The following is a 13,170-nucleotide window of genomic DNA, read 5'->3' on the forward strand; positions in this document are numbered from 1 at the left end:
TTTATCTGAAAGCACCATGGGGCTCAATCTTTATCTGTGCAGACTTTGACTATCCCAAAATAAGGTAATTGTCTGTTTTTCATGCAAAAATCAGTACAAGTGAAGCAGCAGGCCACACCCACCACAGGCTCAAACCAGCACCAACTGCCCGCCGAAGCAGGATCAGCAGACCCCAACGCACTACCCCGGGCGCTTGCGCAGGGCCCACTCCAAGAGCGGCAGCAACCAGACCGGCAGCAGCACCAGCAGCGGCACTTCCACATATTGCCAGGCCAGCATCTGCACGAAGGCCAGCGCCAGCGCCAGGGCGGCAGGAGTCACCTTGATGCCCGCAAAGGCACCGAGCAGGGCACGGAAACCGGCGAAGGCGGCCAGGGCGCCCGCCAGCTGGGCGATCAGCAGGCTGCCATCGATGCCGATGACCAGCGCCAGCCAGATGAAGCCCAGGGTAAAGCCCAGCCCCTCCTCGCTGTCACCGCGCCAGCCCGTCCAGCCAAACCAGAGGATGGCGGGCAGTAGCGCCAGCCAGATCCCGGGTTCGCTCGCCAGTACCGAGGCCAGCCCCTGCCACCACACCAGCGCACTGAACACGGCAAAGAGCAGCAGCGAACCGCCCTTGTCTGCCAGTTGCAGCGCCATGGCGGGCACCAGCAGGCACAGCGGCAGCCACTGCCACGCCTTGACCGGCAGGCCATAGGCGCCGCCCAGCAGGCAGCCCACCAGCCAGAGTGCGAGCGCCCCCCACAGATAACCCAGCCGTGGCCAGCGCCATGACAGCAAAGCGGCCCCTAAAGGAGCCGCCAGGGTTTGTAGCAAGAGTGCTGCGCCCATTACTTGCGCACACCTTCGACGAACAGGTTGATGCTCATCTCGTCCGGAATGCCCGGCAGCATGTAGTTCACGCCAAAGTCGCTGCGCTTGATGGTGGTGGTGGCGTTGAAGCCGCTGCGATAGCCGCCCCAGGGATCCTTGCCTTCGCCGATGTGGACCATGTCGAAAGCCACATCCTTGGAAACGCCGTGCAGGGTCAGGGTGCCTTTGAGCACGCCCTTGTCCTTGGTGCCTTCATAGCCTGAGCTGACGAAGGTCATCTTGGGGTACTGCTTGACGTCCAGGAAGTCGGGGCTGCGCAGGTGCTTGTCGCGGGCCTCGTGGTTGGAGTCCACGCTGGCGGCGTCGATTTCGAAGCTCGCCTTGGCGGCGGTCGGATTGGCATCATCCATGCTGAAGGTGCCGCTGAAGGTGTTGAATCGGCCGACCAGCTCGGAGAAGCCGAGGTGGCCCACCTTGAACTGGACTGTGGTGTGAGCCGCATCGACATCGTAGTCGGCCGCCATCAGGGGAGCCGCCATAAACAGGCAGGAAGCCAGCAGGGCCTTGGTCATTTTCATTCCGATCGTTCCTTCATTGGGGGGTTCACATCGATACCCGAAATGCTAACCTCCGAGCAGGAATGGATAATCATCGATTTATTAAAATAATTATCAACCGAGAGTGGAATATGGATCAGATAGCCGCCATGCGCACCTTCATCAAGGTGGTGGAGTGCCAGAGCTTTACCAAGGCCGCCCATCAGCTCGGCATCTCGGTCGCCATGACCTCCAAGCTGATGCAGCAGCTCGAGGAGTCATTGTCGACCCGGCTGCTGTCACGCACCACCCGCCAGGTCAACCCCACAGAGGCGGGCCAGTTCTACTACCAGCGCTCCCTGGCCCTGCTGGCGGAGCTGGAAGAGACCCACAGCCAGCTCACCCACAACAACCAGCAGCCCCAGGGCACCCTCAAGCTCTCGGTGCCCATGGACTTTGGCTACCTGCACCTCTCCCCCGCCCTGCCGCTGTTTCGGACGCGGTTTCCCGAGCTCAAGCTGGAGATAGAGTACAGCGACCGGCGGGTGGCACTGGTGGAGGAGGGATTCGATCTGGCGCTGCGGATCGGCAACCTGCCGGACTCCTCCCTGGTGGCCAAGCCGCTGGCCACCATGTAGCTGGTGCTTTGCGCCAGCCCCGCCTATCTGGCACGCAAGGGCAGACCGGAAAAACCCGAGGATCTCAAGCAGCACGACTGTCTGATCTACACCCTGACCCAGCCGGAGTGGCACTTCAAACGGGGAAGCGAGCAGCAGAGCATCCGGCCACAGGGGCCGCTGCGGGCCAACAACGGGGTGGCGCTGACCCGCGCCGCTTGTGATGATCAGGGCATCATATTGCAGCCCACCTTTATCGTGGGGGAGGCCCTGCGGTCAGGGCAGCTGGTCAGCCTGCTGCCGGAGTGGGAGAAGGGGGAGGTGGGGCTCTATGCGGTCTATCCGCACCGCCGCTTCGTCTCGGCCAAGGTGCGCTGCTTTATCGAGTTCGTGCAGGAGCGCTATCTCGCCCCGCAACAGTGGGATGCGCCGTGACCTGATTGCCAGAGCAGAGGGTACGGCCTGACTGGTCCGGCCTGCAGGCCCGGCTTGAAACCTAACGCTGGCGGGTGCGGGGCCGCTGCGGAACCAGCTGCGCCAGCAGACGCTCCTGCTCGAGGCTTAACTGCCAGCGTGGCAACGGGTGCGGATCAACCGACAACTGCGGCTCACTGAGGGCATAGGGGAGCGCCACCTCAAGCTCGGGGCAGTCAAACATGGCGGCCAGCTGCAGGATCAGGATGAGGTTTGCCTCGTCGGTCTTGTGCTTGTTGACCCGTTTGCGGAGTTCGTGGCGCAGCTGGGTTTCGGGATCCTGGGTCATCGCCTGCCAGCCGAAACCGAACAGCGGCACCAGCGCGCTGACAATCCCCAGCGCCGTCATCGGCTGCTTGGGGCGATAGAGTGCGTTGAGATCCAGCAGAACAGGATTCTGATGAACCTCACCCTGCCAAATAAAATCGTTTTCGTCATTGGATAACCTTATTGATTCCTCTAGACTTCGCCGCATCTTTGACCTGACATGCCAACGAGGTGCTGATGCTAAGCGATATCGAGATCTCCCGCCAGTCCCCCCGTCTCTCCATCCAGGCGCTGGCCGAACGCCTCGCCATCCCGCCCCACCAGCTCAGCCCCCAGGGCCACCACAAGGGCAAACTCAGTCTCGAACTGCTCAAGTCCCGGCCCGGACGGGCAGGTCAGCTGGTGCTGGTGAGCGCCATCACCCCCACGCCCCTTGGCGAGGGCAAGACGGTCACCACCCTCGGCCTCTCCATGGGCCTCAACCACATAGGCCGGTCCAGCATCGCCACCATACGCCAGCCGAGTCTCGGGCCGGTGTTCGGGGTAAAGGGGGGCGCCGCCGGGGGCGGACATGCCCAGGTGGTGCCCATGGAGGAGATGAACCTGCACCTCACCGGGGACTTTCATGCCCTGAGCGCCGCCCATAATCTGGCGGCGGCGGCCCTGGATGCCCGCCTGTTCCACGAGCAGAAACTGGGCGACCAGTTCAGCGCCAGAACCGGCCTCTCGCGTCTCGAGATAGACCCGGCCAACATCCTCTGGCCGCGCACCCTGGACATGAACGACCGCGCCCTGCGCCACCTCACCCTAGGCCAGGGCGGCCCCGCCGACGGGGTGGAGCGCTCCGATCGCTTCGTCATCACCGCCGCCTCCGAGCTGATGGCCATTCTGGCGCTGGCCAGCGATCTGAAAGACTTGCGCGCGCGCATCGGCCGCATCCAGCTGGCGCTGGACATCCACGGCAGCCCCATCACCGCCGAGCAGCTGGAGGTGGCGGGCGCCATGACGGTGCTGCTCAAAGACGCCCTGCAACCGACCCTGATGCAGACCACGGAGCAGACCCCGGTGCTGGTGCACGCCGGTCCCTTCGCCAACATCGCCCACGGCAACTCCTCGGTCATCGCCGACCGCATGGCGCTCGGGCTCACCGATTACGTGGTGACCGAGGCGGGCTTTGGCTCCGACATGGGGCTGGAGAAGTTCTTCAACATCAAGAGCCGCCAGTCCGGCATCACCCCCTCCTGCGTGGTGCTGGTGGCCACTGTGCGCGGTCTCAAGGCCAACAGCGGCCTGCTCGACATTCGCCCGGGCCAGCCGCTGCCGGCCAGCCTCCAGGGGGAAGACCTGCCCACCCTCAAGCAGGGCTGCGCCAACCTCGCCTGGCATATCCGCAACGCCCGCCGTTATGGAGTGCCCGTGGTGGTCGCCATCAACCGCTTCCCGAGCGACAGCCAGGCCGAGCTGGATCTGCTGGCCCGCGAGGCGCTGGCCGCCGGCGCCTGTGACGCCGCCATCTCCCACGCCTTCACCGAGGGGGGCAAGGGCGCCAGCGAGCTGGCCCGGGCCGTGGTCGCCGCCTGTGCGCTGCCAAGGGACGTCAAGCTGCTCTACCCGGACGAGATGAGCCTTGGCGCCAAGCTCGCCACCCTGGTGGAGTGCGGCTACGGCGGGCGCGGTGTGCGGCTCTCGGACAAGGCGCGCCAGCAGCTGGCCCGGCTCTCGGCCGAGGGCTGGGATCACCTGCCCATCTGCGTGGCCAAGACGCCGCTCTCCATCAGCCATGATCCTGCCATCAAGGGAGTACCGACGGACTTCGAGGTGCCCATCGAGGAGGTGCGCCTGTGCGCCGGCGCCGGTTTCGTTTATGCCCTGGCGGGCCCCATCATGACAATGCCTGGCCTTGGCAGCCTGCCGGCCTATCGCCATATCGATATCGATGACGACGGCGAGATCTTTGGACTGAGCTAAGAACCCTGTTGGCAGCCTGCCTTCCCTGAGCGCCATATCGACATCGACGACGACGGCGAGATAGTGGGTCTGAGCTGATAACCGCACCGGCAGCCTGCCCTCCCCAACCGTCATATCGATATCGACGACGACGGCAAGATAGTGGGCCTGAGCTGACGGCGACATAGTCAGCCCCAAGCAATACGCCAGAAACAACAAGGCCCCACCGATTGGCGGGGCCTTCTGCTATCCGTGGGTCAAGGCTTAGAGGGTGAAGCGCTGGGTCATATGGTGCAGGTTGTTGGCCAGCTTGCTCAACTCGACACAGGCCTGGGCGGTCTGCTGCGCCCCCTGGGCGTTCTCGTCGGCGGCATTGTGGATGTTCACTATGCTGCGGTTGAGCTCCTCGGTCACCGCGTTCTGCTCTTCGGTGGCGGTGGCGATCAGGGTGTTCATGTCGCTGATCTGGGTGACGGCGCCGTTGATGCTGTCGATGCTGCCCCCCGCTTCCCGTGCCAGTCCGACGCTCTCCTGCATCTGCTGACGGCTCAGTTGCATGGCGTTGCCCGCTTCGGCGGTGCGCTCCTGCAGCAGCGCTATCATCTTGCTGATCTCGGCGGTGGAGGCCTGGGTACGCTGGGCCAGGGAGCGCACTTCGTCCGCGACGACCGCAAAACCACGCCCCTGCTCGCCGGCCCGGGCCGCCTCTATGGCCGCGTTGAGTGCCAGCAGGTTGGTCTGCTCGGCGATGCCGCGAATGACATCCAGCACCATGCTGATGCTGGCACTGTCCGCTTCCAGCTGCGACACCACAGTGCCCGCCTGCTCTATCTGCTGGGACACCTGCTCTATGCTGCCGATGGCGCTGCGCACCACCTGGTTGCCCTGGGTCGAGGTGCGGGAGGCATCCTTGGCCGCGCTCATGGCATCCGTGGTGTTGCGGGCCACCTCATTGACGGTGGACTGCATCTCGTTCATGGCGGTGGCCACCTGGGAGACCTCGCTCTGCTGGCTGGCCATGCCCTTGGCGGACTGCTCGGAGATGGCGCTCACCTCCTCCACAGCGCTGCTGAGCTGACTCACCGAGCCGGCTATCTCGCTCACCAGGTCCGCCAGCGCCCCCTGCATGCGGTCGATGGCCGAGCCGAGCTGACCCAGCTCGTCGCGGTTGAAGCGACTGCCACGGATCCACTCCTGCAGCTCCCCCTTGCCGAGATCGCCGCCCGCGATGCGCTGGGCCTGACGGGCAAGCATGATGAGCGGGTCGCGGATCTGGCGGGTCAGCACCACAGAGAGGCAGATCACCAGCGCCAGACCGACCAGCAGGGCCAAGGTGACGCTCAGCTTGGCGGAGTCATACGCCCCCACCACCACCTTGCGGGAGGCGTCGGCATAGCCATGGTTGATGCGTACCAGATCGCCAACAGACTTGGCCAGGTTGGTGTAGAGGGTGATCCCCTCCCCCATGAAGAGGTGCTGGGCCTCGGTCATCTGACCGGCGTCCTGCATCTGCCTGATGCGCTGGTGCAGGCCGAGGTATTTCTCCCAGTCCGCCTTGACGATGTCGAAGGTGCGGCGCTCCTCCACATCCTCCGCCCAAATGGTGGCATCGTGGGCCGCTATCTGCTGCCCGGCCTCCCTCAGGCTCTTCTCGCTCTCATTGCGGTAATGGGCCTGCTGCTGGGGATCGTCCGCCACCAGAAAGACATCCAGCTCATAGCGGCGCACCGCATTGATGGTCTCCCCCAGGGTGCTGGTGCGCACCACGGCGGGCAGTATGCTGTCGGTGAACCCGGTGGCGGCCCGGTTCATGGTGCTGAATTCAAACAGTGAAAAGCCGCCGATAAAGGCCATCATCAGGCCGAGTACGGCAAAGCCGGCGGTGAGTTTCTTGCCTATCGTCATGGTGTTCATGGCATGTCCTGCATATGGGTCATCAAGTGGCATTCGTCGGCGCTGGCCCTTCGAGGCGCGAGCACGCTAGCTGCCATCCATAGCAGTCATTCAAATCTCATCCGTATCGGCACGGACGAGGGGGCCAAACGGGTGTCAAATAGACCATCTCGCGGCACGGTGAGCTGTATCGGCGCACGCGGGCATCCCTTTAGGATTTTTTCAGAAAGTAAACCGGGGTGGGCAGACGGGAGGGAAGAAGAAGTCGGGGCATGTCGGTGGGACATGCCCCTGGGTGACTAGCCTTTCAGGCCACCGAGAAACTCGGCACGGGTGTCTGGCTGGGTCTTGAAGACGCCGCCGAGGGAGGTGGTGGTGGTATAGGAGGTCGAATCCATCACCCCACGGGCCTTCACGCAGAAGTGGGTCGCCTTGATGCTGATGGCCACGTCCCTGGTGCCGAGCAGGGTCTGCAGCGCCAGCAGTATCTGCTGGGTGAGCCGCTCCTGCACCTGGGGACGGCGGGCGAAGAACTGCACTATGCGGTTGATCTTCGACAGCCCGATCACCTTGCCACGGGGGATGTAGGCCACGTGGGCCAGCCCGTCTATGGTGACGAAGTGGTGCTCACAGGTGCTGGTGAGACTGATGTCCCGCACCATGATCATCTCGTCCACCTTCATCTTGTTCTCGATCACCGTCACCTTGGGGAAGGTGGCGTAGTCGAGGCCGGAAAAGATCTCGTTCACGTACATCTTGGCGATGCGGTGCGGCGTCTCGGCCAGACTGTCATCGGCCAGATCCAGCCCAAGCGTCTCCATGATGGCGCGCATATGGCCTTCGATGTTTTCCTTCTTCTGCTGGCCGTTCAACCCATTGGCCACCAGTGGTGTCTCCAGGCCCTCGGCCTCGAGCGCTGCCCTGACCAACAGGGCTTCCTGGCTAAAGCTCGTCATCTTGTTTCTCTCCCACGCTCAGGGACTGTGATGGCCGCTTGTCTATGAGCAACCCCTTATGTTATGGCGGCGCACAGGGCCGACGGTATTGTAATAATTCAAGCTAACTCAAGCCCGTACCCGACTTTATGCCAATCCGCCCCGTTTACCCTCTCCTCTCACAGGCCGATATGTACGGCCATCTGTTATGGCGGCATAGTAAACGGCCATTGCCGCCAAGATTCAAGTCAACTTGTGCGTCACCTCATACTTTATGGCCATCTCACCCCGTTTCTGCGCCGATTACCCCGAGATTCCCTTGAGATAACCTGCCCATACCCGGGGAATTTTGTGATAATCCCGCCTTCAATCATCACAAGAGGTCATGACGATGGGATTTGATACCAGCGGACTACTCCCCCTTAAGCGATGCCCTGCAAGGGATGCTGGAGCAACTCGCCTGCTGCTGCGACAGCGAGCAGCTGCCCCTGCCAGAGGCCCTTGGCCGGGTACTTGCCAGCGATATCGCCTCTCCCCTCGCCGTGCCCCCCTTCGACAACTCCGCCATGGACGGTTATGCCGTGCGCCTGGCGGATCTCGCCGCCGGCACCCCGCTCATCATGGCGGGCAAGGCCTTTGCCGGTCAGCCCTATCAGGGTGAATGGCCCGCCGGCCACTGCGTGCGGATCATGACAGGCGCCCCGGTGCCGGCCGGCACGGATGCGGTGGTGATGCAGGAAGAAACGCAGGCCGACGGCGATCGGATCACTTTTCTGGCACAACCCGAACCGGGCCAGAACATCCGCCGCCGTGGCAGAGGACCTGGCAAAGCGCCTGCGTGCTGGCCAGCCGGTACTCGCCTCACCCCCGGGAAATGCCGCTGCTGGCCTCCCTCGGCATCGCCACCGTGCGGTGCGCCGCCCGCTGAAAGTCGCCATCTTCAGCACGGGCGACGAACTTAAGCCGGTGGGCACCCCCCTCGCCCACGGCGACATCTATGACTCCAACCGCTACGGGGTCAAGGCCATGCTGACCCGCATGGGCATAGACTGCCTGGATCTTGGCATCATCCCCGACGACCCCGCTCAGTTGCGCGCCGCCTTCATTCAGGCCGACCGCGAGGCCGATGCCCTGATCACCACAGGGGGCGTCTCGGTCGGGGAGGCAGACTTCACCAAGCAGTTGCTGGAGGAGCTTGGCGAAATCGGCTTCTGGAAGCTCGCCATCAAGCCGGGCAAGCCCTTTGCCTTCGGCCGTCTGCCAAACGCCTGGTTCTTCGGCCTGCCGGGCAACCCCGTCTCCGCCATGGTCACCTTCGATCAACTGGTGCAACCGGCGCTGGCCAAGCTGGCCGGCCACCACTTCGCGCGCCCCCTGCCGTTGCAGGTCATGGCTGCCGAGCCCCTCAAGAAGGCGCCGGGGCGTCTGGACTTCCAGCGCGGCATCCTGAGCCTTGGCCCGAACGGCCTCGAGGTGCGCAGCACCGGCTCCCAGGACTCCGGCGTCTTCAGCTCCCTCTCCCGGGCCAACTGCTACATAGTCCTCGAGCAGGCGCGGGGCAAGGTGGCCGCCGGTGAGACGGTCACCGTCGAGCCCTTCTGGGGGCTGCTGCTGTGAGCGAGATCCTGAGCGATGCCGAGCTCCTTCGCTACAACCGCCAGATAGTGCTCAAGTCTTTCGACTTCGAGGGGCAGGAGGCGCTCAAGCAGGCGCGAGTGCTGGTGATAGGCGCCGGGGGCCTGGGCTGCGCCGCCAGCCAATACCTGGCGGTGGCCGGGGTCGGTCACCTCACCCTGGTGGATTTCGATCGGGTGGAGCTCTCCAACTTGCAGCGCCAGGTGCTGCACACCGACGAGCGCATCGGCATGTACAAGGTGGACTCCGCCGCCCTGGCGCTGCGGGCCCTCAATCCCTGGCTCAAGGTGGAAACCCACGCTGCCGTGGCCGATGAGGCGCTGCTCGATACCCTGCTGCCCCGGCACCAGCTGGTGCTCGATTGCACCGACAATCTGGCCATTCGCAACCTGCTGAATCAAAAGGCGCGCCAGCACAGGGTGCCGCTGGTCAGCGGCGCCGCCATCCGGCTGGAGGGTCAGCTCTGCAGCTTCACCTGGCAGGAAGATGAACCCTGCTACGCCTGCCTCAGCGCCCTGTTTGGCGAGCAGGCCCTCACCGTCGAAGCCGGTGTCTCGCCCCCTGCGTCGAGGCGGGAGTGCTGGCCCCCGTGGTGGGATTGGTGGGCAGCCTGCAAGCGCTGGAAGCCATCAAGCTGCTTGGCGGGCATGGGCAAAAGCTACAGCGGCCGCCTGCTGATGATCGACGGCCTGAGCGGCACCTTCCGCGAGATGAAGCTGCCCAAGCGCCCCGACTGCCCGGTCTGCTCCCATCGGGTGAAGCATGCCACCAACGGCACCTCAAAAAAGCCGAACCCATAGTTCGGCTTTTTGCTCCGTTGCATCAAGCCCGCGCGAAAAGTAGAACACGAGCCTCGCGCGGGGTGTAGATACCGAAGGTCACCGCGGCCAGCAAACCATTGACGAAGGTATGCAGCCATTGAAACGGTGGCCGCCACTTCGGAGATGAAGAAATGATGAGTCACCCCATTACCGGAATGGGTGGCGCCAGCCGGTAATCATCATTGCAACGGCCGCAGTTAACACCATTTTTTTCATTTTATTATCCCTGACAATCATTATTTTTCCGGCTTTGCCGATTTCAGAAAATACCCTTGGCACACTATCAAAATGAGGGCAACAAGGCTTTATTTGAGACTTAATGTTGCCAGATGGCAGGTCACAGATTGCAATAAACTCGGGCCGTTCTTGGGGTATAAATGCCCAACGTCAGAATGGACTCTGCTGCAGCACATCTTCGGGCTCTGCGCGGGTCATGGCAGGCCACTCACAAAATCATGGCGCACTTCTCGTGTTGGCGCCCTCGTGTACGAAGAAGGTCTGCCGGGCACACCCCGACAACAGCAAGGCGCAACACGCCATCCATACTATTTTTTTCATGCTTCTTATCCTGGCTACTGCCATTGCGGGAACATTAGAAGAATCTGAAAGATCCTCGTATCAAGGGTTCTGCCTCTGTGCCGACAACACTCTGTCGAGCGGGGGCACTGGACGCGATCTGTGCTGCTCTTCCGGGATTGCTCTTCCAGTTGACGAGAGAGCAACTGGATGCTGCTGGCAAGGGGAGCCAGGTCCTGCTCGGCCCCTGCTGATGGCAGCTTGCCAGCGATGGCTTCGGCCAGCTGATCATGATCCAGCGCGGCAGGCAGACCTTGCCTGAGTTCATCCCACATCTCGGCGGGTTGCTGCTCGCCAAGCCGGCTGACAATCTCGTCCACCAGTGAAGTGGTATCACTCTGTCCCAGCTGGGCGCCAGCCTGGCCACTATCTCCCTTGATCATCACATCCGCCGCAGGCTGCGCCTCGCCAGCGACCTCGCCCAGATTGAAACCACAGCTGGCAAAGGCATGACGCAGGGTCGTCATGCTCACCTGCTCCGGCCCCAGCGCATTGGCAATCGCTTTGCAGAGGTTGGGCGCCAGCACGTACATGAACATGCCGGAGAGGTAGATGTCCTTGTGAAAGCGACTCTTGGAGAAGTCGAACTCCTCCACATCGTCCTGGATCTTGCGCGCCCGCTGGTACCAGCTCTGCAAGACCCCGGCGGCATAGCGATCAGACTCCAGCGCACCCGGATCCATGAAGATGGAGAAGGTCATGCGCTTGAGCTGGCTACTCATCCGCCACCCCGGCCATCACGGCCGCTTCCCGGTAGACTTCTTCCTCTTCCGTGGTGTAGAGACAAATCTCCCGGGCCAGGGCGGACTGGGCATCGTCCAGCAGCTCCACCCTGTCACCCAGGGTCGGGTAGGCGGCCTTGATGGCCTCATGGATCAGGGAGGCGCCGCCGCCGACCAGGTAGACCCGGTTCGGGTTCTTGGCGAACTTCTTCGCCTCGTGCGCCACCTGGGAGCCCAGCTCGTCGATCTTGTTCTGCATCTTCTCGAGGATCTTGGGGATCTGGCTCTCGTCGTTGACCACGTCCCGCACGAAACTCATGTCGTGGCGACGCTTGATGAACTCGTTGGCCACCAGATAGCTGGAGTCGCTGTCCGCCGCCGCCAGTGCCTTGCGAGTGGCGTCTGTCACCATGGAGACGCCGATCTCGTTGTTGCCATACACATCGGAGACATCGTCAAACTCGCCGACGATGATCCCCATGTCCAGGGTGGTGCCACCGCAGTCGATCACCAGGGTCTTGGTGAACTCGTTGCAGCCGGAGCCGATCAGGCGGGAGAGTGCCGCAGGCAGGCTCTCCGGCATGACTTCCACGCTGACGATGTTGAACAGCTCCCCCTTGTTGAGGCTGATGGCCCGCATCAGGTTGCGCCGCTTCTTCTCTATCTTCTCTTCGTTGCGCTGGCAATCGTCCGGGTTGTAGAACTCGGTGATGGGCAGGGTGACAGTGATGGCCACGTCGCAGGGGGTCACGCCGGTCTGCAGCAGGGCGTGGTGCACGGAGAGCAGGTTCAGATCGTCGTACTGGTACTCCACATGGGTGGTCGCCAGGGACTTGTCCGAGGTGGCGTCATAGGTGTACTTGGTGTTGCCTATTTCGTAGTTGTAGATCTTCTTGTCCTTGCGCAAGGCGGCGCTCTTCCAATCCTTGCGAAAGGAGTTGGGGGAGATGATGGTCTTGAGCACCTTGTTCTCGATCCAGCTCACCTTGACGTTGGTGGAGCCATCATCGATGGCCATTTTCATTACTTCAGACATGAGGAAATACCTGTTAAATAGAGCAAAATGGGTCCGATTGCCTTGCCTTGTGCCATTGGCAAGGCGATCGGACCAATACATACACGGGTAATAAGGCTAAGGGGCGACAAGTTTAATGAGTTTCTAAAATCCGGTGAAGCAAATGATTGAACCCGGCGGGATCTTCCGCGGGCCAGGCGTGATGGCCCTCCGGGGTATGGATGCTGGCGTTGGGCAGGGAGGCGAACTGCTCCACCCGTTTGGCGAGCGGCAGGTAGTCGTGACTGGTGGAGATGATGGCCACCGGCTGCCAGAGGCTACCGAGCCGGGCACGTACCGACCAGCCGGGCAGCGCCTCCAGCAGCGCACGATAAGTCTTTTTCTTGTTGCTGCGCACGAAGCGCAGCCGGAAGGTGTGGCGCACCTGGGCGAGCTCGGGGCCGGGGAAGAGCTCGCGCCCCAGCCACCAGGCCAGCGGCCGCATGCCAAACCAGCGCAGCCACTTGAGGCGCATGGCATGGCGCTCCTGCTCTTTCGGCGTCTCCAGCAGAAACTCGCTGAAGCCGTTGACCAGCACCAGCCCCCGCACCTTGTGAGGCAGTCGCAGCGCCAGCTCCAGCGCCACCATGGCCCCGAGCGAGAGCCCCACCACCCAGGCGGGTTCCGGCTGCTCCTCGAGCCAGCGGGCCACGTCCGCCGCCAGGGTGGGCACGTCGAAGGGGCCCTCCTGCATGCTCTGGCCGTGGCCGCGCAGGTCCAGCGCCACCACCCTGTAGTGCTGGGAGAAGTGCTCGATCTGGGCCTGCCAGTCGAGGCTGGAGGAGCCAAGGCCGTGCAGCAACAGCAGCAAGGGGCCCTCCCCCGCGCTGCGCAAGGCCAATCCATGGGATTTCATTACCTGGTTGCGACGCACCCGTGC

10 protein-coding genes and 4 pseudogenes are annotated in these 13,170 nt (G+C 63.0%); 4 read left to right on the forward strand and 10 right to left on the reverse strand.

Annotation, left to right across the window (positions count from 1 at the left end):
* Positions 1 to 79 precede the first annotated feature (79 nt).
* Both ACF2JD_RS02160 and ACF2JD_RS02165 read right to left on the reverse strand, forming a co-directional pair.
* Positions 80 to 831, reverse strand: a pseudogene (locus tag ACF2JD_RS02160) (hypothetical protein).
* Entirely contained in the window at positions 831 to 1,391 is a 561-nt protein-coding gene (locus tag ACF2JD_RS02165) for a YceI family protein (RefSeq protein WP_025326429.1), read from the reverse strand. The pseudogene ACF2JD_RS02160 and the gene ACF2JD_RS02165 overlap by 1 nt, the downstream one beginning before the upstream one ends.
* A 110-nt stretch (positions 1,392 to 1,501) precedes the next feature.
* On the opposite strand from ACF2JD_RS02165, the pseudogene ACF2JD_RS02170 reads away from it, so the two are divergent.
* Positions 1,502 to 2,401, forward strand: a pseudogene (locus ACF2JD_RS02170) (LysR family transcriptional regulator).
* A 61-nt stretch (positions 2,402 to 2,462) separates the two neighbouring features.
* On the opposite strand, the pseudogene ACF2JD_RS02175 reads toward ACF2JD_RS02170, so the two are convergent.
* Positions 2,463 to 2,878 (reverse strand): annotated as a pseudogene (locus tag ACF2JD_RS02175) (hypothetical protein).
* A 66-nt stretch (positions 2,879 to 2,944) separates the two neighbouring features.
* On the opposite strand from ACF2JD_RS02175, the gene ACF2JD_RS02180 reads away from it, so the two are divergent.
* Positions 2,945 to 4,675 carry a formate--tetrahydrofolate ligase gene (locus tag ACF2JD_RS02180; RefSeq protein WP_440986667.1) on the forward strand — a complete coding sequence of 577 codons (1,731 nt, stop codon included), beginning with the start codon at positions 2,945 to 2,947 and terminating at the stop codon, positions 4,673 to 4,675.
* Between the two features lie 243 nt (positions 4,676 to 4,918).
* On the opposite strand, the gene ACF2JD_RS02185 is transcribed toward ACF2JD_RS02180, so the two are convergent.
* Together ACF2JD_RS02185 and folE are read right to left on the reverse strand one after the other, a co-directional pair.
* Complete coding sequence (locus ACF2JD_RS02185) at positions 4,919 to 6,568, reverse strand: methyl-accepting chemotaxis protein (RefSeq protein ID WP_408857196.1); 1,650 nt, start codon at positions 6,566 to 6,568, stop codon at positions 4,919 to 4,921.
* Positions 6,569 to 6,846: 278 nt separating this feature from the next.
* Entirely contained in the window at positions 6,847 to 7,503 is a 657-nt protein-coding gene (gene folE, locus ACF2JD_RS02190; protein WP_106887327.1) for a GTP cyclohydrolase I FolE, read from the reverse strand.
* A gap of 370 nt (positions 7,504 to 7,873) precedes the next feature.
* Between folE and moeA the strand changes: the two are divergent.
* Together moeA and ACF2JD_RS02200 are read left to right on the forward strand one after the other, a co-directional pair.
* Positions 7,874 to 9,099, forward strand: a pseudogene (gene moeA, locus ACF2JD_RS02195) (molybdopterin molybdotransferase MoeA).
* Positions 9,096 to 9,917 carry a molybdopterin-synthase adenylyltransferase MoeB gene (locus ACF2JD_RS02200; protein WP_440986668.1) on the forward strand — a complete coding sequence of 274 codons (822 nt, stop codon included), beginning with the start codon at positions 9,096 to 9,098 and terminating at the stop codon, positions 9,915 to 9,917. Before moeA ends, ACF2JD_RS02200 begins: the two are co-directional and overlap by 4 nt.
* Positions 9,918 to 9,939: 22 nt before the next feature.
* On the opposite strand, the gene ACF2JD_RS02205 is transcribed toward ACF2JD_RS02200, so the two are convergent.
* The 5 genes from ACF2JD_RS02205 to ACF2JD_RS02225 form a co-directional block, all read right to left on the reverse strand.
* Positions 9,940 to 9,999 (reverse strand): hypothetical protein, encoded by a 60-nt coding sequence (locus ACF2JD_RS02205; RefSeq protein WP_440986876.1) that lies wholly within the window; start codon positions 9,997 to 9,999, stop codon positions 9,940 to 9,942.
* 276 nt (positions 10,000 to 10,275) lie between these two features.
* Complete coding sequence (locus ACF2JD_RS02210; RefSeq protein WP_440986669.1) at positions 10,276 to 10,383, reverse strand: Bor/Iss family lipoprotein; 108 nt, start codon at positions 10,381 to 10,383, stop codon at positions 10,276 to 10,278.
* 127 nt (positions 10,384 to 10,510) lie between these two features.
* Positions 10,511 to 11,236 (reverse strand): hypothetical protein, encoded by a 726-nt coding sequence (locus tag ACF2JD_RS02215; RefSeq protein WP_440986670.1) that lies wholly within the window; start codon positions 11,234 to 11,236, stop codon positions 10,511 to 10,513.
* Positions 11,229 to 12,272: a plasmid segregation protein ParM domain-containing protein gene (gene parM / locus ACF2JD_RS02220; protein ID WP_234568201.1), complete on the reverse strand. Its 1,044-nt coding sequence runs from the start codon at positions 12,270 to 12,272 to the stop codon at positions 11,229 to 11,231. Before parM ends, ACF2JD_RS02215 begins: the two co-directional genes overlap by 8 nt.
* 112 nt (positions 12,273 to 12,384) lie before the next feature.
* Entirely contained in the window at positions 12,385 to 13,164 is a 780-nt protein-coding gene (locus tag ACF2JD_RS02225; protein WP_408846383.1) for an alpha/beta fold hydrolase, read from the reverse strand.
* Between the last annotated feature and the right edge of the window lie 6 nt (positions 13,165 to 13,170).

This window comes from Aeromonas ichthyocola (genome assembly GCF_046087985.1).
Taxonomy (GTDB): domain Bacteria; phylum Pseudomonadota; class Gammaproteobacteria; order Enterobacterales; family Aeromonadaceae; genus Aeromonas; species Aeromonas rivipollensis.

Coding starts and splice junctions, on each gene's coding strand:
- ACF2JD_RS02185 (WP_408857196.1), bottom strand. CDS start 6,568: ATGAACACCATGACGATAGGCAAGAAACTCACCGCCGGCTTTGCCGTA.
- ACF2JD_RS02215 (WP_440986670.1), bottom strand. CDS start 11,236: ATGAGTAGCCAGCTCAAGCGCATGACCTTCTCCATCTTCATGGATCCG.
- ACF2JD_RS02180 (WP_440986667.1), top strand. CDS start 2,945: ATGCTAAGCGATATCGAGATCTCCCGCCAGTCCCCCCGTCTCTCCATC.
- ACF2JD_RS02165 (WP_025326429.1), bottom strand. CDS start 1,391: ATGAAAATGACCAAGGCCCTGCTGGCTTCCTGCCTGTTTATGGCGGCT.
- folE (WP_106887327.1), bottom strand. CDS start 7,503: ATGACGAGCTTTAGCCAGGAAGCCCTGTTGGTCAGGGCAGCGCTCGAG.
- parM (WP_234568201.1), bottom strand. CDS start 12,272: ATGTCTGAAGTAATGAAAATGGCCATCGATGATGGCTCCACCAACGTC.